24 protein-coding genes are annotated in these 21241 nt (G+C 38.5%); 8 read left to right on the top strand and 16 right to left on the bottom strand.

What is annotated here, in order from left to right:
* Positions 1 to 188 (top strand): hypothetical protein (locus tag ACESZH_RS22200; RefSeq protein WP_373219152.1); only part of this gene is annotated, 188 nt, incomplete at its 5' end.
* A gap of 7 nt (positions 189 to 195) precedes the next feature.
* Here ACESZH_RS22200 and ACESZH_RS22205 read toward each other — a convergent pair.
* From ACESZH_RS22205 to ACESZH_RS22215, 3 genes are all read right to left on the bottom strand, one after another.
* Complete coding sequence (locus tag ACESZH_RS22205) at positions 196 to 492, bottom strand: hypothetical protein (protein ID WP_373219153.1); 297 nt, start codon at positions 490 to 492, stop codon at positions 196 to 198.
* A gap of 320 nt (positions 493 to 812) precedes the next feature.
* The gene (locus tag ACESZH_RS22210; protein ID WP_373219154.1) at positions 813 to 1322 is read right to left on the bottom strand and encodes a hypothetical protein; all 510 of its coding nucleotides are present in this window, start codon (positions 1320 to 1322) and stop codon (positions 813 to 815) included.
* A gap of 94 nt (positions 1323 to 1416) precedes the next feature.
* On the bottom strand, positions 1417 to 2271 hold the full coding sequence (locus tag ACESZH_RS22215; RefSeq protein WP_373219155.1) for a DUF6017 domain-containing protein: 855 nt from the start codon (positions 2269 to 2271) through the stop codon (positions 1417 to 1419).
* Between the two features lie 185 nt (positions 2272 to 2456).
* On the opposite strand from ACESZH_RS22215, the gene ACESZH_RS22220 reads away from it, so the two are divergent.
* Positions 2457 to 2699 carry a helix-turn-helix domain-containing protein gene (locus ACESZH_RS22220; protein WP_373219156.1) on the top strand — a complete coding sequence of 81 codons (243 nt, stop codon included), beginning with the start codon at positions 2457 to 2459 and terminating at the stop codon, positions 2697 to 2699.
* Positions 2700 to 2767: 68 nt separating this feature from the next.
* Here the strand turns inward: ACESZH_RS22220 and ACESZH_RS22225 are convergent, their stop codons facing one another.
* The 5 genes from ACESZH_RS22225 to ACESZH_RS22245 form a co-directional block, all read right to left on the bottom strand.
* Entirely contained in the window at positions 2768 to 3241 is a 474-nt protein-coding gene (locus ACESZH_RS22225) for a hypothetical protein (RefSeq protein ID WP_373219157.1), read from the bottom strand.
* 11 nt (positions 3242 to 3252) lie between these two features.
* The gene (locus tag ACESZH_RS22230; protein WP_373219158.1) at positions 3253 to 3732 is read right to left on the bottom strand and encodes a hypothetical protein; all 480 of its coding nucleotides are present in this window, start codon (positions 3730 to 3732) and stop codon (positions 3253 to 3255) included.
* Between the two features lie 67 nt (positions 3733 to 3799).
* Positions 3800 to 4081 carry a DUF6431 domain-containing protein gene (locus ACESZH_RS22235; protein ID WP_373219159.1) on the bottom strand — a complete coding sequence of 94 codons (282 nt, stop codon included), beginning with the start codon at positions 4079 to 4081 and terminating at the stop codon, positions 3800 to 3802.
* Positions 4082 to 4408: 327 nt separating this feature from the next.
* Positions 4409 to 5056, bottom strand: a complete 648-nt coding sequence (locus ACESZH_RS22240; protein ID WP_373219160.1) for a recombinase family protein — start codon at positions 5054 to 5056, stop codon at positions 4409 to 4411.
* Between the two features lie 286 nt (positions 5057 to 5342).
* Positions 5343 to 5816, bottom strand: a complete 474-nt coding sequence (locus ACESZH_RS22245; protein ID WP_373219161.1) for a molecular chaperone DnaJ — start codon at positions 5814 to 5816, stop codon at positions 5343 to 5345.
* A 343-nt stretch (positions 5817 to 6159) separates the two neighbouring features.
* Here ACESZH_RS22245 and ACESZH_RS22250 point away from each other — a divergent pair, with 343 nt between their 5' ends.
* The 6 genes from ACESZH_RS22250 to ACESZH_RS22275 all read left to right on the top strand — a co-directional run bounded on the left by ACESZH_RS22250 (position 6160) and on the right by ACESZH_RS22275 (position 7949).
* On the top strand, positions 6160 to 6438 hold the full coding sequence (locus ACESZH_RS22250) for a hypothetical protein (RefSeq protein WP_373219162.1): 279 nt from the start codon (positions 6160 to 6162) through the stop codon (positions 6436 to 6438).
* 86 nt (positions 6439 to 6524) lie between these two features.
* Entirely contained in the window at positions 6525 to 6680 is a 156-nt protein-coding gene (locus tag ACESZH_RS22255; protein ID WP_373219163.1) for a hypothetical protein, read from the top strand.
* Between the two features lie 16 nt (positions 6681 to 6696).
* Positions 6697 to 7014 (top strand): hypothetical protein, encoded by a 318-nt coding sequence (locus tag ACESZH_RS22260; protein WP_373219164.1) that lies wholly within the window; start codon positions 6697 to 6699, stop codon positions 7012 to 7014.
* A gap of 85 nt (positions 7015 to 7099) precedes the next feature.
* Complete coding sequence (locus tag ACESZH_RS22265) at positions 7100 to 7264, top strand: hypothetical protein (RefSeq protein WP_373219972.1); 165 nt, start codon at positions 7100 to 7102, stop codon at positions 7262 to 7264.
* A gap of 77 nt (positions 7265 to 7341) precedes the next feature.
* On the top strand, positions 7342 to 7659 hold the full coding sequence (locus ACESZH_RS22270) for a hypothetical protein (protein ID WP_373219166.1): 318 nt from the start codon (positions 7342 to 7344) through the stop codon (positions 7657 to 7659).
* Between the two features lie 5 nt (positions 7660 to 7664).
* Positions 7665 to 7949 carry a hypothetical protein gene (locus ACESZH_RS22275; RefSeq protein ID WP_373219167.1) on the top strand — a complete coding sequence of 95 codons (285 nt, stop codon included), beginning with the start codon at positions 7665 to 7667 and terminating at the stop codon, positions 7947 to 7949.
* 1359 nt (positions 7950 to 9308) lie between these two features.
* Here ACESZH_RS22275 and ACESZH_RS22280 read toward each other — a convergent pair.
* The 8 genes from ACESZH_RS22280 to ACESZH_RS22315 all read right to left on the bottom strand — a co-directional run bounded on the left by ACESZH_RS22280 (position 9309) and on the right by ACESZH_RS22315 (position 21022).
* Entirely contained in the window at positions 9309 to 9710 is a 402-nt protein-coding gene (locus ACESZH_RS22280) for a hypothetical protein (protein ID WP_373219168.1), read from the bottom strand.
* A gap of 47 nt (positions 9711 to 9757) precedes the next feature.
* Complete coding sequence (locus tag ACESZH_RS22285; protein WP_373219169.1) at positions 9758 to 18178, bottom strand: phage tail tape measure protein; 8421 nt, start codon at positions 18176 to 18178, stop codon at positions 9758 to 9760.
* A gap of 283 nt (positions 18179 to 18461) precedes the next feature.
* Positions 18462 to 18974, bottom strand: a complete 513-nt coding sequence (locus tag ACESZH_RS22290; RefSeq protein ID WP_373219170.1) for an HU family DNA-binding protein — start codon at positions 18972 to 18974, stop codon at positions 18462 to 18464.
* A 3-nt stretch (positions 18975 to 18977) separates the two neighbouring features.
* Positions 18978 to 19145, bottom strand: coding sequence for a hypothetical protein (locus ACESZH_RS22295; protein WP_373219171.1), 168 nt, complete (start codon positions 19143 to 19145; stop codon positions 18978 to 18980).
* Between the two features lie 6 nt (positions 19146 to 19151).
* Entirely contained in the window at positions 19152 to 19463 is a 312-nt protein-coding gene (locus ACESZH_RS22300) for a hypothetical protein (protein ID WP_373219172.1), read from the bottom strand.
* Positions 19463 to 19759, bottom strand: a complete 297-nt coding sequence (locus tag ACESZH_RS22305; RefSeq protein WP_373219173.1) for a hypothetical protein — start codon at positions 19757 to 19759, stop codon at positions 19463 to 19465. The genes ACESZH_RS22300 and ACESZH_RS22305 overlap by 1 nt, the downstream gene beginning before the upstream one ends.
* A gap of 15 nt (positions 19760 to 19774) precedes the next feature.
* Entirely contained in the window at positions 19775 to 20449 is a 675-nt protein-coding gene (locus ACESZH_RS22310) for a hypothetical protein (protein ID WP_373219174.1), read from the bottom strand.
* Positions 20450 to 20527: 78 nt separating this feature from the next.
* The gene (locus ACESZH_RS22315) at positions 20528 to 21022 is read right to left on the bottom strand and encodes a hypothetical protein (RefSeq protein WP_373219175.1); all 495 of its coding nucleotides are present in this window, start codon (positions 21020 to 21022) and stop codon (positions 20528 to 20530) included.
* Positions 21023 to 21241 lie beyond the last annotated feature (219 nt).

Raw genomic sequence — 21241 nt, forward strand, 5'->3', positions numbered from 1 at the left:
CAGCAAAACCTTACATATCTATTTCTTATCAGAAAGATTCACTTTCCAAAGACACAAGATTTTTTACAGCCTCATTTCAACAAATAGACTCGAAAATTCTTTTATTTCCAATGTTTTTCCGGCTCACTCCCAGCAAAGTGATAGTTATTAGTGATATTTTAAAAATAACGAAACATTTTCAAACATGATTCATTATCAAATAAAAACCTCTTTACCAGACATTGATTTAATAAATTTTTCGTGGGCATCAGGCGTGCAGTAGTACTCTTTGCCAATCTTGATTGCCAGCTTGCACATCATCATGTACTTGAGAATCAATAAGGCTTTGTTACTCTGACACCCATATAGTTTCATTATATCATCTTTGCCGTATAATACATTTTCTTTTCTTTTCAAAGTCCTTAAGAGTTCATCAATCATGCTATCCTTTTCCTGGCATGACTTAACTAACTGCTCATTGGTCATATTATCATAATTATGTTCGTTTTTCAATCCTTTTCACTTCTTCGCATACTTCATTTTTTAATTCCATACATATAATTACCTCCTAAATTTTATTTGTGCTATCATCACACAACCAATCAAAAAACAAAAGTCGTGCAAAATTTCCTTTCCTTATATTATAAACGGAAATCTGCTGACTATGCCTTTCGTATTATCAAGGCACGTTTTGCCGTTTTTTACTTTATTTGCGCCTTTATTGTAACACGTTTTCGCAATACGTCAAGATGGTTTTGGTAAATAAACACAACTTTAAGTGATAAAAATATATATTTTTTGTTCAATATTACTTTTTGATAACTAAGTAATATTCAGATTTCTTCAACCGACTGCATGAATTCATCTCTTGACTTCTTCCAGGCTCTCACATTTTCAAGTGCTTCTTCAAAACTTTCCGGCACTGGTTTATTTCTTCTGGTGAATTGCTCGGTGTATTCATCGTAATAAAACTCTTTAATGTCGTTGAGATTTTCTGCAATATCTTCCTTGCAAATCTCAGCTTCTTCCGGATAATCTTTCATGTATTCTTCTGTATCGTCATTATCTTCGAGTTTATCAGTCACACAGTCTATTTCACCCCAGGTCAAAAGATGGTGAACAAAGGAATTAGTGGCGCACAAGTCATAGCAGCAACGTTCATAATAGCTTTTCGCCCGGTCACATTCGTCTGATCCGTGCCGCTGATTTCCGCAAACCAAATCATTAATGAAGCCTTCAAGCACTTCTTTTATATTTGTACCGTCTGCATCAAACATATTTAACGCTCGTTCAAGATCTTCCCTTGATAATTCCAGTGAGATATTTAATTTCACGTTTGACATATTATTTTCTCCTTTGCTTTTTAGGAGAAGGGCTGTATAATGTTAGTACAACCCTTCTTTGATTGGTTGCAAGCCTTAACTGTAGATCGCCAAATCATGTATCGGTTAAGGCTTTTTCATTTCCGTAAAGATCGTGATTCACTCTCGTAGTAAAATAAACTCCACAGGTTGCCACGGCGTTATAAATTGTAGTTATCATGAATGATTTTATATTGTGAATATCGCCTGTATACTCATTTAACACCAATGTTATGTAATCCATATGCTTATATTCTACTTTTTTGAATCTTCCCTTTACTTCTTTCGCTTTGATGTTTCGCTTGTTCACACGAATAACTTCATCGTCCGGCGTGTTCAATACCTCAAGCATGATTTCAACTATATTATCCATTATTTCATCATTCTTCAGATTCGGATCACATCCTATCTGTCGTATCACATCGGCTCTTGATATGATTTGATTTGATGAAATATTATTCGGTACAGTATTATTTGGTATAGTATTATTTATATACCCCCCATTTTCCACACCTGGATTTGCCACACCTAGAAAACCCACATGTGCATTATCCACAGGGTACTTTTTGGGGGTCTGGCTTGATGAAAAAATATCCATACCCCTATTTTGGGGGTCTGGCTTTTCTTCCGGTAATTCATCCAATAATTCATATTCGTAATAAAACTTTCCGGTTTCATCTTTTAATTTGTACTGCACCAGATAACCACTATCTTTTAATTCTTTCCATGCTGCTTCAAAAGCCTTTTCGCCTTCTTTGCAGTTTCTCATTAAGAAAGTTTTATATAGCGTGAAATTTGGAATTGTCACATAAGATTGTATCATGCAATATAAGCCTTTTGCCTTGAATGATACGTTCTTATCGTGTATCAATTCATTTGATACCATGCTGAAATTATTTCTCTTGTGGCGAAACAATCCATTTTCGCCCATTATCACTCCCCCATTCTTAATAATGCCATCGCCTAATAATTAAAGGAAATAAACATTATTTTTATATCCACTAATATACCATTAGTCTATATCAAAGTCAATATAATTTTCATATCCGCTAATATTTTTTTCGTTGAATTACACGAAATGATATGATATGATAATAAATAAGAGAGGTGTAGAAAATGGAAACAAAAAAGCAAAACAAAGAATGCTATAATATTAGATTTTACAAACTTGATGATTTACTAAACCGTAAAGGAATGAAAAGAACGGATCTCCTGGAAGTGATTTCTTCACCGACATTAGCGAAATTGAAAAAAGGTGAAAGCATCACAACCGAAGTCATAGGAAAGATATGCAAATTTTTGGATTGTCAGCCGGGAGATATTATGGAGTATTTGCCAGCCAACGAAAAAACAGAATAAGTGCGATTATGACATAATTTAAGGACGTACCAAGCGGTACGCCCTTTTCTTGTATTTACCATTTAATCTTAACTTCTTGGCTTTTCCTCTAGGCTAACTCGGAAAGTCGCTGTTCCGGTATAATATCCGGCTCTTAATGTTCCCATGTTATCAGGTCTGCCAAGCATCACGATAGGACTTGTTGTTTCCTGGTCGTAAAATCTTGCTACTGTATTACTCTCGTTAGATTGGTCGTATAATTTCAATTCAAACGTGTCACCTCTTTCATTCATCATATTCACGTTTCCTTCGCAAGTAATATACACTACTTGTGTTTCAAGCAAATTCATACTCGTTGCCTCGAAGCTATAACCGGAATATGTAATGTCGTTTATGACCGCCGGAATTTTCACAGAATATGAGCTTTGCACACTATAATTTACCTGGCTTGATGCGGTCTGCTGGAATTCATTCACCTCGGTGTACTCTTCTGCAAAAGCCACTGTTGAGCTGCTTAATAACATGATAGCAGCCAAAACAAAAGATAAAAGTTTCTTATTCATGTTTCACACTCCTACTCTACAATAATTTTATGTTCTATTTGTGCGGCATTCAACGCCTTGCCTTCTTTTGTAAATACCTGTGCCAGTAAAACGCCCTCATATTCCCCTTTTGAAAGTGTTTCATCTAGTGAAATATCGTAATAGCCATGCCCCGGCTCACAATATCCCGACTGCCACAACTGTTTATCATCTGCAAATAATGTGAACTGCAAAAGAAATTCGTTTTCTGCGTTGGACTCAGGATTGTAAAAGTTGACCTTTTGTTCTGTTTGGTCGGCGGTAAATACAAGTTTAGTAAATCCTGGAATCTCTACATCTACAGACTCACCACCCTGGGGTAGCTCTTGATCGCCATCCCACTTCTCCGCCAATTCATCCGGCGTTACAAAGTGTGGTACTTCCTCGTTAGAACGACCAAAGAAAAAATAAGCAGTGGCACAAGCCAGCAGCACAAATAGCAATAATAAAAAGAAACGTTTTTTGTTCTTCAAAACACTCACCTCCGGCAGAATATACTATCTAAATAAAATAGTTATTTCAAGGCAAAGTGGGTGCTTTTTATTTTTCGGCTTGCCACCGCTTTATTGTGCTTTCATCTCCCCAAAATGTTTCTGTATTTCCGCCCCTAACTTTATTAATCGTTTCCTTATTATAATGCTTGTATGGCTCAATAAAATCCGGTATTTCTGTATGTAACTTTCCGCACGTTTCGCACCAGTAACGTTTTAAGCTGTATATGTTAGTTGCGCCATCTTCCGCCCTAACCTTACGCCGCTTGTTGCCCCTTCTTATCATGCCACCCCCACAGACCGGACAGCAAACCGCCTCTAAATTTTCCACAATATAGTATTTTTTTTAGCATGAATCATGTAATTTTTCGCCACAATCATTTTTTATCCTCCTGTTTGAAATGTAGGATTATTATAGCATGTTCGGAGTGGGTAAAGTGGGTGAGTGAGTGAGAAAGACCTCGTCCCAAATCCGAACGAATGTTCGACCTTCTAAAGATGTAAACCACCCCCCGGTGCGCTGCCTCATGCCCCAGGTGGGGGAAGCCTTCAGGCATCCAGGGAAACGCAGCAAGGGAAGATCCAGCAAGGCATACGCCAAAAGAAAACGCAACCAAGGCAAAAAAAGAAAGCCCAGGATCTAAACCCAGGCTTTTCGCTATTTCTCATATCTTTTCACCAAACTATAAAATGTATTCTTCTTCAATCCTAGCAAGTCCATCGCAGAAACGGCGGTGATCTCTTTATTCTTCCACTGCCTGTAAACTGACTCCCAGTTATCGGGGAATTCTGCCAAAGGTCTGCCAAGTGGTCTATTTGTCTTAATGCTATGCTTCTTAATCTTGCCGTTAATATCCGGCTTTTCTTCCATTTCAGCAACCCCCTCTTTTCTTCGTTGGTTGATATGCTCTCTTTCGTGTTCTGCAATGGAAGTATAAACTTCAATCAAGATATTGTTAATCATATCCATTACCCAGTCTTGACCGTCCGGTATTTCTGTCATAGTAGTGGGCAAAGTGATGATCTTAACACGCACGCCCTTTTCTTTCCAGTATTTCAATTCATCTTTTGATTCTTCTTTATTACGCCCCAGCCGATCCATTTCATATATATAGAGCGTGTCACCCTTCTGCAGCTTGCCTATTCCGATTTTCAAAGACTGATAACCCGGTCTGTCGAAATTCTTACCGCTTATCTTATCAGTAACAATCATATCTTCTGGCACATACTTCAATAATTGTGTTATCTGACGTGATAGGTTCTGATCCGTGCTTGACACCCTAGCATATCCTACTTCTTTACTCATTCTATTACCTTCTTTCTTTGCTTTATCGTTTGTTTAATACTATCACATTTACAAACGTTTGTAAATAGTCGAAACAGTATTTATCAAACACATTATTTTGAAATTATGCCACTGTTTGAAAAGGTAGGCTTTTGCAAACGGACACGGCAAGCAGAAACCAGGGGCAAGGCAGCAAGACCACCGGGGCAAGCCATCCCCACACCATACCGCCATAGCAAGCCATACCACACAGCAAGGCAAGCAACCGGACAAAAGAAAAGAGTGAGGACTTAACCCCACTCTATCATTAAGCTGTGATACACTGATATGTTTTCATTTCTTTTACAACTTCTGAACCGTATCTAGCACGAATATCATTCATAGTAGTTTTGCCGTGGCTTCTGGTCTGCTCTTCCGGATCATGCCAGTACCACATCTTTTTCTTACTTGCCCAGTGGAAACCCTGGGATTTAAGCTCGTCCTTGCATCCGTATGTGTTGCCGGAAACCCAAACCCAGGAACCGCAAATTTCGATTTCGATATTAAGGTTGATAATCGCATTTATAATAGCACGGATTTTTTCATCTGCTGCCATGTCATAAGTTTTTGCCCCGGCTGCTGTATCGCAAGCCTCTAACTGTCTGAACCGGATTTCATACTCAACATTGATGATCTTGATTATCTCGGAATCTCCGCCGTTATCCGGATGATTTTCCTTCACTAATCTTCTGTATTCTTTTCTTAATTCTTCCAGTGTTCTTATATTAATGAAATATGTCATCGCTTCAATCTCCTTTGCATTTCTTATCTTGATAATATTATATATCTAAATTTTAGATATATCAATAGGCATAATAACCAAAATATCTAATTTTTAGATACCATATTTTGTAACTAATTTTTAGATACTTTTTATTGACGTATCTAATTTTTAGTGATACAATAAAGACAGTTAAAGAACAGCAAGTGATTACCGAAGGACAAGTGATCCGCAAGGATGTACGTAAGAAGGTAGCATAAGGGTGAGAACGGATAAGGGGATAATGAGATGGTCGAGATACCTTAGATAGCTTTAAAGCCACTCACCACTTGCTTCTTATTTAAAGAAAAGGAGATTGAATATTATGTGTAAAACAATGGTAGAGCTTAACAAAGTCGTTGCAGATTATAGAAGCCTCAAAATCAAGAAAGAAAAGCTTGAAGCTGAATTAAAGGCAGCCGAACAGGAAATCATCTCCTATCTGGAAGCAAACGGAAAAGATTCCGAAATTGGAAATGATTTCAAGATTAAATACAGTTCTTGCACCAGGAAAACACTGGACAACAAAAGATTGGAAGAGGATCTCGGAAGTCTCGAAGAGTATTACAAGGTGACAACTTACGCAAGATTAACAGTCAAATAAAGTCGTTTGAGCGACTTAAAATAGGCTTTAAGCTCAAAGCGTTCCGGCACTGCTGCCGGAGGTAGCAATCAAAAGGAGGTACAGAAATGCAGAAACAAACAGTTTCTTTTGCCGTTGAACAGCATAATGGCGTTGTTACCAGCATAGGGAAATCATTCATTGAAACACCACCAATTAGATTTAACGGTGGCGCAATCAAATGGTTTGATGATTCGCAGCTTATCAAAAAAGAATACAAATAGAAAAGGAGATCAACACATGATTATTGAAGTATTAAGAGCAAACAACAACACAGTATTTTACAAGGCTTTCACCGCTGAAGAAATTGTTAGCGGATTTAAACCGGAATTTTTGGGACATGAAACTATTGACGAAACCGGAATCATCATGAACAATTATCTCGATAATGCTTCCCAAGATGTCCAGACAATCATTTTTGTAAATCTCTTCAAAGAAAAGCTCATTTGCGCCAACTACTACAGAGAAGAGGATGAAATGATTTACCGTGATATGCCAGATTTCAGATATACGCCGGAAGATTACCGGGCATTATATGAATTAGTTACAAGTGTATAAGAACATTGTGGAGGGTGGCACTGCTGCCCTCTTTTTCTTTTCAACCAAGCAGAAAAGATATATAATGATTCCAGGAGGTGCAAAAATGCTTGAATTCCTTTTTATCTTATTTCTCCTTATCGGCATAATCGACCTTTTTAAGATCCATAAAGCAAAAAAACAACACGACCGGGAAGCACCGGGAAGAATCGCCAGAAGAGCCAGGGACATGGAAAAATTGAAAGAGTTGCAGAAAAAGAAATATAAATAAGCTAGCAAAAATAATTGATTTCTCACAAGAAGCATGATATACTATCACTATAAATTAGATATGTAAAGAGGTATATTATGACATACGATAGAAATAAAAGAGACTGGGACAATTCCAAGAAAAAAGCAGCAAGCATAAACTACGATTATGACGAATTGACCGCTGCAATGAAAGCAAACGGCTATACAACATTTTCGATAAAATCCGGACAGGAAAAGGAAAACATAATAAATGCTTACACCTTTAACAAGATCTCAAAAAATTCTGCTTCTGTTGGTCTTGATGTGTTGGCAGCTCTCATGGACGATATGAATATTGAAACACTGCAAATCGTGAGAAATGGCGATACATTAAGTATCAAGGTTCCTGGAAATGCCACCAAAGGAGAAAATTAAAACCTATGAAAGTAATAGATGACTTATTGATCCGGCTTTATTCAATCATGCCGGAAAACCTGCTGCCGGACTTCTTCATTTCCCATATCGCCACAATAACTGAACGGCGCAAAAACCAGCTTCAAAGTGAAGTAATACGGCTGCAGTGGGATCTTATTGACCGCCAAAAACAGCTTGAAAAATTGCACGAAAAAAAATTAAAAAATCCCCCAAACCATATTGACAGATCTCGAATCTGTGTTATATTCAAGATGCTAAGAAATCTGATGCAAACCTCGGTTTGTATCTAAGAGTAAGCCTCCGGGTTTACTCTTTTTTTGTGTGAAAATGCCACTCTCATATTTTTGTTTTCTTTTTTTGCTTGGTCGGTTTATACCTGGGATTGTGGCACACTGCCTCTAATAGTGGGAAGATACAGATTTATTTACAGAGTGTCAGCCAGATGGTATATAAGAGCGCAAGAATAAATCTGACACGATACCAAAGATGTAAATAGGCGTGTGGATTTTCGCAAGTTGCTATATATATGCTATTTGCAAAAAACCACACACTAATTTAAAAGATATATATATTATTATATATAATACTCTATATTTTATATAATATATATATTTATATTTAAATATGATCTATACGTTAGTATAGATCATATAAATGATATGCAAACACTTGTGTGAAGCATAAACAATGCCGCTTGATACAGTGTATATCTGCCACCCTTTCCGGCATTGTTTCTATACTCACATTTTCAATGTTCGTATTTTTAATAACTTTTTTTCTTTAAAATTTCTTTTAACGAAATGCGATTTTTTCAACCTCTGCAATACGATAACCAACGGTATTACAGAGATTTCACAAACACCATTTTGGGAAATCATTCTTCCCAAAAAATTTTATTTACTTTTGAAAATGTGCTTATTTAGCTGTGCTATCGTTGCAGATTCGCCCATCATTCTATTTTCTTCGACTGGCTGCAACTCTACCAACCAACAGAAAAAAGAAAAGCAACATGAAGTCGTGCGCTTTTCTCTTGAGTTCTGCAAAATTCGATGTTATACTATCCAAGTATAATCCAGAAGCCGGATGCAAGTTTCAGATTTATGTTGCCCTCCAGTCTTACGAAAGGAGGGTGATGCCCATGAACACGATGGAAGTTCTTACTTTACTGTTAGTAGTTTTTACGGCATTGACCTACATAGATCAGCATAAAAAGAAATAAGCATCCCCAGTCCAAAGTAGATGCTTAAATCTTTTTGATTTAACTTCACAGAGGGCAATCGGATCTTGCATCCGATCATCTTCTGACTTGATTATACACTAGGGCGTTTGATTTTTCAAGCGTCCTTTTTAATTTCCGGGCTTTCAAATTGTCAGACTATTTGTATTAATGTTTGACTATTTATTGAATTATCGCACAATTTTGTATAGGATTTCGCAGCAGTATTATTGTGTAAAAATCGCATTTGCTCTGTAAGGCGTTTATTTGCCGTTTTAAGGCATTTTGCCACTTAACCTATAACTAATACCTTTTTTCTCTTTTGGTCGTTCTATGGTCATTCTACGGCTTTCTTGTGGCGAAATATGCGCATAAAAATGGAGGTCACGACTTTATGAATCGTAACCCCCAAAAGGAAAAATAAGCGTAAAACTTAATTAAAGTATTTGCTCATGACTGAATTCAATACTTCTTCAATGTCGGCTTCTGACTTCTGCCAAAATCCCGGCTTACCAAGTATTCCATATCCGCCACTTTCTGCGACTGGCAGCAGGGCAGACATAGACACTAAATCACGACCTGTAGAATAGTTGTGACTCTGGTCGAGATAAATTGAAAACGATGCGCTATTGCCGGATGACTTCAAAGGTGTGAATTGTGGCGTATTTCCTAAAGCTCCGGTTCTCTGATATACAACAGGTGATCCGCCACTATAGAAATCTTGCACATCATCTTTTGTTCTTTTGTATGCTTCTTTCTGTACTTCTTGCATAGCCTTGACCATTTGACGTTGCAAGAGTGATTTTAATTGTGCCATGCTTTTAACGACTGGCATTTTTACACCTTCCTTTCTTTGAAAGAGAGGGGCAAACGCCCACTCTCTCAAGTTTTAAATCCTGCACTTCTCGCATCTTTCGCAATCGTTTTCATAGTATAGTCGTATGCACCCTTATAAAATGTTTTTGCAAATTTATTTAAGTCAGTGACAACCGTACTATCAACATTTCCCTCAACATTAAGCAGACTATCGTAATGCTGATTGATTGTATTTCCGGCTTGTCCGGTACTTGCACGATTATTCAACTTTCCAATCAAATTGCTGATAAAGGCAGCAGGATCAATTTCGCCCCACGCAAACAGGTTATCTGTTAAATCCGCCGGAACGACACCATCACCCTTTTTAATTCCTGCCATGATAGCACCATCAGAAGGACGCACAATCATTTCTGTTCCAAGCTCGTTCACCCATGCTTCCTGGGTTTTACTTGCCCGGCGTGTTCCTTTTGCATAACCTTTTAAGACACCTGTAGAAACCGGATCAACGCCGAAATGACGTAAAAGCTCATTCAGTGTGCCGTTAATGGTCGCAGCGGATGAAGCAGTCAGAGCATTTGCAGAAGCCATGAGTTCGGCTATTTTATTGAGATCCATAGATATTTCTTGCCATTGATCGTCAAATGTATCTTGCAAAGTTTCTTTCATGTCATCTAGGCTATCCTGTGACAACTCAAATATATGCTCATTGATTGTATCGTTTAGATCTTCCTGGTTCTGTTTTAACTGGGCTTGAAGTGTGGCACGTTTCGCCTTTGCTTCTGCCGTTTCCACGCCTTCCAGTGCTGCAATCTGTGCTTCTAAAACCTGTATATCTTTGGTTTTTGCCTTGATAGATTTGTCATAGTCATAATAGCTTTTCTTAGCAGAAAGTGCCTTATTTCGTGCATCTATAAGTTTAAATAAACTATCTAATTCGGATTGTGCCATGTCCTTATACATATCCATAATCTCATTCATAGCAGACTTCATACTCGATGCAGAATCTAAAAGCCCTGACTGCAATTCTGCTAGTTTACTTTTATATTCTTCTTGAGTATAATAACCCTGTACATATAAATTGTTGAGATTTTCAATATCAGAAGAATAGTTTTGAACTTCTTGCTGAGCGTTTTCGTACTCACCGATCAGATTTGCGATCTGAGAAATTGCATAATCTGTCATATGACCATTTTCATCAAACAACATATCATCATCAATCAGATTCTCAATTCCGGAAAGTACATCGGCATAACGTTTGCAAGAGTCATGCGCACGTTCAAAACTGCGCCACAATACATCATCCCTCATATCCTTTTTAATCTGCGCACTATCAGATTTAATGCTATTTATCTGTGAACCAAGCTGATTGTATTGGCTTAACCATTCATCAACAGTTTTACCACCATAAACACTATTTACATCTGACAAGGCTTTTAAATAGTCTTGATAGGTTTGCGACCTCTCTGACTCAAGCTGAGTGATTTTCTTTTCATTATCTGAGATTTGTTGCATATAATCAGAGCTTGTCAAATCCTCACCTTGCGCCGATTTTAAGTCAATATTAGATTTATTATAATCAGCGATTGCGTCAAGACTTTCCAGCAGCTTTTCAATTCTTTCATACGGAAGATTTGCAATAGAATTATTCCACTCTTCCTGTGATTTTTGCGCTGTCCGTATAGCACTATCATTTGACTCTATTTTAGCTTGTAATTCTTGAAATTTTGCAGAATTAGTTTCTAAACCGGATTGTTGATTCCGGTATTCCTCATTTTGCCTTTGCAGGTTATCTATCTGAGAATTACCGTTACTAATCAACTGCCGGTATGTCTCTGCCGTGGCAGCTATACCTTTTGTTTCATTTAAACTCAAAGAATCTTGGAGCGTATCAGCTTGTGCTTTAAGCCGATCCATTGCAATTTCCAGTTTTTTAATCTCAATATTATTGAGTTCTGTTTGCAAATCTGATATAGATGCATCCGTTTTTAATATACTTTCTCGAAGTGCTTCCATTTGTGCTTGGGCAGAGTTTTTATCCTCTTCAGACATATTAATTGAATTTTCTTGATAAGCAGCTTCCAATTCAGCTAATTCCTTCTGCTGGCTTGCAAGCAAATTCTGATTTTCATTTATAACACTTCGATATGCAGATTTCTGAGCTTCCGATGTTTGACTATATCCTTTGCTTTCCCTATACGATAACTGTGTATTCAGTTTTGAAATTTTAGCATTGGTGATAGCCTGCTGCGATTCAAAACTTTGCGCCACATTATCAAATTTAGCTTTGGCATTTTCCTGGATAGCCTGAGTATACTCAGCTTGTGCCTCTGCCGCACTCTGATCCGCTTCGGCTTGCGCCTCCACCGCTGCATTATACTTATCAGTAGCAGTTGTGGCGGATGCGATTGAAGATTGATATGATTTAAGTGCTGCATTATACTCTTTAACCGCTTTCAATGCATTGCCAGACAAACCGGAAGTGCTTACCTCTTTACCAGCTTTAAGTGCCGATTTTTGTGAAGCAGACAGTTTTTTAGAATACTTGCTTAATGTAGCAGATGCTTTTGCATCAACTGACTTTTTCTTACTCTCTTTTTTTGCGTTGGCAGAATCCTTGGCTTTCTGCGTCTCAGTGAGATTATTATTCGCCTGTTGTAAAGCAGTTTGCCACACATCATTTTCCGCTTTCTTCTGCTCTTCTTCCTGATCCAGAAGATAATTCTTATATTTATATGATGGTTCATTTGCGTACTTCTTATGAACTGCCTGTGCTTCCTTCAGTTGTTCTTGCGCTGCATTACGGTTAGCGACTGCAATAGAATAAGCGGATTTTGCACTTGATGTGGCACTTTTCTTAGAATTCAGGTTAGAAAGTGCAGAATTGTATGCCTGGGCTGTTTTCAATGCTTTTCCGGAAAGCCCCTTGGTATCAATGGATTTACCAGCTTTTACCGCTGCTTTTTGGCTCTTGGAAAGCCCCTTTATTTTGCTAGCTGTCTTTTGAGACTTATCGAACGTATTTTGAGCTTTATTCTGCTGAGACTGAGCCTTTTCATAAGCATTTTGGGCAGAAGTTGCAGAATTATTTGCCGTATTAAAAGCACGTTGGGCATCGGAAACAATTTGATTTAAATATATTTTACTTCCACCAGCCACCGTATTAAGAGTCTTTGACAGTCTAGTGAGAGCATTTTCATATTTTGTGATTTTTGCCGCTGCCTGTTCAATCGGTATGTTATACAACTGATCGTATAAATCAAGCTGTGATTTCTTTAAGTCATCAATAGAATCTTTGCATTTTAAAACCTTCTCATAATAGGTCTGGTATTCCTTAATGGCGGCAAGTTGCTTACTGTCGGCATCATACTTTTTTATATCAAATGTTCCGTTTACTGTATCATCTCGTATCTGTTTAATGGTAGCTGACTTTAAACCTCCCTGTTTAGCAATCTTACCCATAAAACTATTGTAAGATGAAATTGCTTTCTCGTTTCCTTTAATCTCGTTTTCGGTTGCTGTAATTGCTTTTGCAGTATAGCTTTGCTTATTCTTATACTGCTTATCCACACGGCTACTCGAAGCGGTCTGATTATAGGAATAGCGCACCGCATTTTCGGCTTTTTCCGACCATTTTTCTGTCAAACGGTTAAGTCTTGTCAAACGGATTTCGGCAAAGTCAAACATTCCAGAAATCCATTTCTGAAACTTCTGAGCTGCAGTTTCATTTTTCTTTGAGCTACTTCCACCGTTAGAACTGCCTCCGGAACTACCACTGCTGCCGCTACTACTTCCACCAGTATTCCGATGCTGGGTACTATTGTATCTACTTGTTTGATTGACTCTAATACCACCTGTGACCATCGCAGTTCCCCAGGCTTCTGCAGTTCCCCGACCAGCCACGAAACCATATTTTAACAATGATTCAGATTGCTTGTGATTAAAGATAATGGAATTTTTCGGAATATCAACAAATTCTGCCCCAGTATCTCCGACTGTATACCACTTACCTGTACGTGGATCAACAACGATCTCTTGACCTAATTCGCCTACCAGTGTGCGACCACCAGCAGCAGTTCCCCAATTTCCGCTTGCATTGGCTGTACCTCCGGCGTGTGCCGTACCATTTACGCCATGACCGCCACTTGGAGGCGTGCCATTTGTCACGACATTATAGGTAACTGTTCGAGTAAGGTTTGATGGGTTATACATATCTACGGCACTGTGAATACATCCATATATTACATTTGCCGATTTATCTTCCGGTTTGTAACTGTCCGGCTTGCTTGTATCGGTATCGTATTTAACTGTTGCATCTTCATCTTCTGGCTCATAGGCATCAATAAGTGAAGAGTCCACGCCCATTTTTACAATAGCTTCTTCGTCCAATCCGTCAATATATCCCTGGATAGAATCAGCAGAGCTTGTGTCAATATTAAGAGTGGCTTTTACTTCTGGCGAAAGTCCTTGAATTTCACTTGTAAGTGATGCAAGTTCTCCCTCGGCTTCTGAGGTGTCAGCACCAACACTTGCTTGCATTTCGATTGTGTTTTGTGTTGCCTGGAATTCTTGGAGTAATGACAGTGCATTGCCTAATTCACCTGTTACGCCGCTCGTATCAACTGACATTACAACCGGAGCTGTAAGCAACTGCTTTTGTGCCACACAATATTGAATAACAAGATTAGCCTGTTCTACCTGTGAAGTATCAACTCCAGGTTGTGCTTTCAGATTGTTCATTTCCGCAATGGTTGAATCAAGTGTATCGCACGCCTTTTGAGCGTCATCAAACTGAGATACGTCCATCACTATTTTAAGATCTTCATTTCCTTCGATACCTCGCAAGGATTCCGCTGCTTCATTTGCAGCAACACCAAGATCCCCTAATGTCTGGATAGCCTCATCGCCCCAATCGAATTCTGCACCAAATTCTTCCATTTCTCCAAACATAGCTTGTACAAATGGCAGTGATAAACCTAAACCATCGGCAAAATCTTGCATAGTTTTCTGTCCGGCAATCACATAAGATTCACCGGATTCATCAAGCGTCATTAATCCGGCATCAACTGCTTTCTGGCAGAAATTAGCAATATCCAAGCCGTTGAAATTTCCGTTTCCGTCCGTTGTCAGATAATCAGAAATTTGATTAAGATAACTGTTTACGGCATCCTGATCCGTTCTATCCACACTTTCCGGAATAATAAAATCAATCGCAGCCTTATAATCTTCATTTCCGATACGACCGTATAACTCACTATCTTTATTATTCAGTGTATCATCAATGTGATTTATCGCTTGTACCGCACTATCAAACATATCGCCACTTTGGGCAGCAGATTGAGCATTGATCCAATTCTGATACGCACTTGTGGCTTCATTAATGGCAGCGGTCATAATATTGTACTGATTGCAATTATCTACAAGTGTAGAATTCTCAGCCAACAGAGAAGAAATACTTGCTTCAATAGATGTCCTCTGTTCGTCCGTGAGATTATTCGCACTTCTTAACTGTTCTCTCAGCTTTTCAATTTGTCCGGCATTTTCCAGATATTTGTTCTGATCTTGTGCTTTGGCAGCAGCTATTGTTGCTTTTTCTTCTTCTGCCTTTGCCTTGACAATTTCATTTACCTTTTCGGCGTTAAGCTGCATAGTGCCGTTGACGTATTCGAGCGCACTTCTGTAATCTTCCATGCCCTCTGCGTTGAAATCTTCCAGTGAAATTGATTTGCCAGTCGTTTGACCGCCTAATATATCTTGTACTTTTTTCGTATTCTCTACTAAAGAAGTAACGTTATCTTGCAGTGAATTTACATTTTCTTCCACTGTGTCAACAGCATTACTTGCCGTTGATGCAGTATCATCTATCAGTATTCCTGCTGCCACCAACATATTGATTAATGGCTGAATACTTTCTTCGGTTACATCATCGAATGATTCACCGCCGATAACGCCAAATCTCTGTGCTGCTGCCACCATCGAATAAATTGAATCGGTTGCGTCAGTCGTTTCTTTTCCAAAGAAAAATTCATCCTTAAACTGTGTGACAGTTTCGCCCAACTTTTTCAAGTTTTTGGAAGAGGCTTTTATCTCTGAATCTGTTCCAGCTGACAGCTCTTTGTTAAATTCACTCGCAGCAATTCCGGCATCATTAAGCTGACCTCTCAATTCATTTACTTGGTCAGCATAAGCAGACATATTTGTATTTGCGACAAGGCTGTTTATGGAAGAATCTATTTTATCAAAGTTGGCTGCCGCTTTCGTTATTTGAGCTTCATCACCGGATAAAATAGCATTGTTGTAATCTTCAATCGCTGCTGCATAGTCTCTGATCCACTGGGCTGCATTCTGGTTTTTGTTACCCGATTTAAACAACTCTGTGTCTGCAATAAGCCTTGCCTGTGCTGCTTGGTCGGCTAAATCTTTGTATTTATCAATAATTTCGTTTGCTTCGTCAAGACCACTTCCAGCATTTAACATGATTTGATCCATGAAGGATGTTTCGCCAATATCTTTTTGAGCTGCGGAAATATCTGTCATAAGATCATTTAAGACATCTTTTGCCTGTTCTGCATTGCCACGGAAATAAATATTCTGCTCTATCTCTTGTGAACCTTCTTCAACATCTATGAATTCTTTATATTTGCTAAGAATATCTTTCAATTTTTCTGATTCTTCCGAACCGTTGTTGAAGAATTGACCGAGATAAAAACCACCTTTACCGAAGAAGTTTTCTGCCACTCCCATTTGTTTTGAAAGTTGCTTTTCGGCTTCTGCAATTCCCTTTCTGTTCTCGTTTAAATATCTTTGTGCTTCGCTTTGTGACAACTGGTTTAAAAGTGCAATCTGCTGTTCAAGTGAACCGTTCACAAGATCAATTCCTTCGACTTGACCGGAATAGCTTTCAGCCAATTCATTCTGAATAGAAAGAAGCTCAGATTTCGCCTCGTATGCTTGCTGTTCAGTAAGAGTGCCAGACTCTAACTGTGTGCGCAATTCAACTACACGATCAATTTGACCTTGGATCGCAGATTCGTTACTTTCCCATGTGCTTCCGGCTTGCTTTGCACTCTCAACTGATTTGTCTATTGCTTGGCGATATGCTGTAATTGCTGCAACAAGCCCACCAACAGCAACAGAAGCTATACCGAGTGGCGATGTAAACGCAGTTGCAAATTTTGTCCAGTTGGCTGCTAATGCACCAATAACCTGCGCTCCCCCGGCAACTCCAAGTGCTGCTATTGCCCCTTGTACAATGCCAAGATTATCAGCTACTTTTGCAAGCGCAGTGGCAAAATCAAGCACGCCCTCTAACGCTTCATCTGGCAGAGCATTTGAGTAAAGTTCTGTCATTGTGGCAGACAACTTTTGCATTTTACCTTGAATGGAATCAGCACGTTTATCATTAATCTCCATTGCTGTACCGGATGAATTAAGGGCATCCTGTTCCAGTTGAAGTGCCTTGTTGTAGTTGTCCATCATGGCAATAAAGATATTCTTCTGTCTTAAACCCGCAGATTGTTCACCTATATATGATTTTTGGGATTTATTGAGCGAACCCCAAACTTGATTAAGATCGTCTAATGTGTCAGATATATCTCTTAAATCCCCATCAGCATTCCTAATACTGATTCCGATTGACGAGTAGGCTTCTTCAGCGTTTGACATTTCCAAATCAGTTGTTAGACCGTCTTTAGATCTACTAATGCGGCTAAAAATCGTTTTAAAAGCATTTCCCAGTGTTGAGCCGCTTTGTCGTGTTTTCTCAGCTGTTGATGCTACAAGAGCTGCATATTTCTCGAAACTCATTCCAGCTTCATCTACTACACTACCAGATACGGAAATAGCTTTGCTAATTCTATCTATACCATCTGAAAAATCCAAAGAAATTTCTGTCGAAAGTTTTTCAATCGTGTCTGCCACTTGCATAGCCTGATCTTCTGCTAAACCAAACTGATTCATAATACCCTGTATAGCATCGGCAGCAGCAGAAGCATTCATATTGGCAGCGGAAGCAAGTAAAGCGGTCGGCGTTGCCTTAGTAAGAATTGATGCAGCGGATTCAGACTCATTCGCATAAATCGTCACAGCATCGGTTATAGTTTTTGTGTACGTGCTTAAATCCTGTGCAAGCTTAAGAGACTGATTTTTCAAAGAATCGAGTGCAGCTTCATTCATATTGGACATGGTCATTTTTACCAATGTCATGGCACTATCTAAGTCTGTCACAGCTTTTGCTGCTTCTTTCGCCTGATCTGCAATTCCGTTAAAAACGTCATATTTTAACTTTGTTGCTGCTATCTCTTTAAATGAAATGCCAAGCGCATTTGCATTTTGTTGTGCTTTTTGAAGCCCACTATTTAAGTTGTCAACGCCACTCCCTTTTGTATCGACATCAATAGTCATCTTCTTATTCTGCGTCAGCTTTTGTAGCTGTGCTTCGGCTTTCGATGTATCGACCTGGGCATTGATAATCGCTGTAAAATCGCTCATGTTATTCCTCCTTTAAATAAAAAAGCACCCTACCAGTTAAGGCAGAGTGCTATTTATGCTTTTTGTTTTATATTTGGCTGTGTGGTTTTCTCCCACCAACACCAAAAAAATGTATTAAAAATAGGGTTTAATCCCCACTTTCGTTATAAAAATACCTGTATTTGTATTTAGATTGTCGCATTTTTACGTGTTTTTTGGCATTTATCCCCCACTTTTTACCTAAAACACGGCAAACAAAGATTTGTGTTTTATTGTATGATAATTGTTTAAATTATCTGACTATTTAATTGTTCGGGGATTTTTCTATATAGGGAGAATTATTTTCTGATGTCATAATCCCCATTTCCATTTCCCTTTCCCTCAAAAAATCTTCAAAACTCACCCCAAAATGAATATACTTAATTCTATTTTTGTTATATTCTTCTTGCAGTTCTTTCAGCCTTGCTTCGGTGGCGGCTTTTTGGGTGGCGAGTGCGGCATCAAGGGCGGCTTGTCTCGTTTCTTCGTTTACTACCCAGTCATCACCACGGATCTTTTTTTGGAAACGCTTGCCGGGCTTAAAGTGCATTACTCGGCGTGGGGCAATAGGCATACATTTCTTGCGGTGAAAATCGTACACAACACCAGCTTTGCGCTCACGGGCGGTAAAAGTGCCAAAGTCATTTACGACACATTTCCCATCACGCAGTATACCATCCTCTATGATTGTAGTCAGGCAGTTAATGCAGTCCTTGGCGGTATCATCTTCCATATCCATGATCTCGGCAAATTTCCCAACGAGTTCCCAGTAATTCATTTTTCATACCTCTTTGTAAATATCTTCCATTTCTTCTATTGTTTCGTGCAGCTTGCGCATCCACCTATGAAGAGCAAATTCACAGTTTGAAACCTCTTCTTTCATGCTGTCAATAATCCGCTGTCTGGTGGCTTCTAATGCCTCTATTTTCTTCTTTTGGTCGTTATTCATATTAACTTACACCCCCAAGTAAAGTGGGCATTCCTCGACAGTCAGGTGTCTTTTATCGCCACATAATACCTTATAAACGGCAATCAGCTTGCCCTTTGACATGAATAACAGCAGCTTCAAATCGTATTTCTTGCTGCCGATGTTGTATAAGTTGGCTTCATAAAGTCCATCAAACTGCTGATTTAAAAGGAGGCTTAATACTGCCTCCTTCAATACCGCTGCCAAACTCGGCTCTTTGTCGCACGTCATGTCAATGCGCTTTCCTGCAAACTCATAGTTACTTCCTGTTTTCTTATATATATTCAATGTATATTTCATTATAATGTCACTATTACATCAAGTCTAAAACACTCGACATCGTGAGCCTTCATCTTGTCGCTGACATAATTGATAGCTTTCGATACATCCGGGATAAATCCTTTCAATGTAACCACGTCAACGGCTCTTATTCCTTCGAGTAGCATATCAATGTTTTCCTCTGTCAAGCTGCCACCTGTTCCGAATTCCAGGACTAAGTGACCAAGACGGACTCTTTCCTTTTTCTCCTTTCTGATTTCTTTTTCTCTTTGGTTGTTTTTTCCAAATTCATTCTGATCAATGTTTCTTTTATTCATGCTTTCATTCTCCTCTTAAAGCGTTCTTTTTCTTGCTTTCTTTTTTCTATATATGTCCAAAGTTTTACCGTAGCGTTTTACTCGAATATTGATGTCAACTGCTTTATTCCCACGCTTAATAGTGCGGTAATAATACATGTAACGACCAACAATCAAATCAGCTTCTTCCCTAACGATGTCAGCTAACTGATACGGATCAATACCCAGTTCAAACGATGCTTCGATAAACTCATATCCTTCATATTTATTATTTTCATAGATAGCGACTTCTGCGACTGCATCAATCACCCTATGAATACACTTCGGGGCGTGACCAAGATTTTCGGCACGATGGATAAATGGGATTCTCTTCTTTTTGTTTACTTTTTCAAAGTGATGTATCTCAATCACATCACCTTCCCTTATCCAGTCCGGCACTTCAAGAAAGGCATCTGCCACCATCTTGTGTATAGCGTGTTGGGTGGCGATTCTCTTGCCTTTAATCGTATTTCTGGTGATTACATACTCATATCCGTTTCTAAAGAACGTTTTTATCACACACGGCTCATTTCTCCTAAACGAAATCAACCGTCCGAAATTAGATATGTACCATCCCTTTTGGCTTTTAACTGGTGTAAATACTTCACCTGGATCAACTAATCCCCCGATCTTCTTCAGATCTGCATTTGTTAATTTCAAATATTCTTTCATTTCCTTCTAGCGGAAATTGATCTTTTTCTAACTTTTTATCCTGACTTTTTCAACTTTTTATTCAACTTTCCTTCTCCTTTACTCTCCTATTAATCTCATACTGTTTCTTTCTTCCCTGGGCGATATAAAGCCCAGCTTCTCTTGATATTCAACGACTTCATTTAATGCCTTTAAATGTTCTGCTTCTGCATATTTCGTATATTCCTTCAGACGTTCTTGAATGTTCTTTACAGCCTTTTCTATGCCTAATAGATAAAACATACGGTTAATTCGTGAAATCTCTTTCTCTCCCCGATTAAGGGCATCTGCTGACATCTCAGAAAGCACATCCGGCAGTTTATCTTCCGGCACATCATCAATTTTCAAAAATGATTTCAAATCAAGCATTTCTTTTCTGAAATTTGTATTATCTCTGTAAATCAAATCTGATATATGTTTATAATCATAGCGTACTCTGTTATATGAACACTCTTCTCCTTTAGTCACCCAATAGCAGAACATATCACCGATTACTTCCGGCTTGTTTTCCTCTATAGCTTTTCTAATAATTTGTACATCTTTGCTTTCTTCCATTTTCTTTTCTCCTTTAAAAAGGGGCAGTCTTTGCGACCGCCCCATATAATTTAGACTCTATGTTCCATTACTGCATTACATCTTTCTCGAATAATCTGTTCTTTCCATCCAACATAATCATAGAAATTAATATCATTCATATATGTTGATGCTCCTTTAAAATAGCATTTTTTAGATTTTGTTGCCTGTCGTCAGGTTGCTCTGTATACTGTCATTATC

It is taken from the genome of Ruminococcus sp. 5_1_39BFAA, from assembly GCF_964240875.1.
Lineage (GTDB): Bacteria > Bacillota > Clostridia > Lachnospirales > Lachnospiraceae > Blautia_A.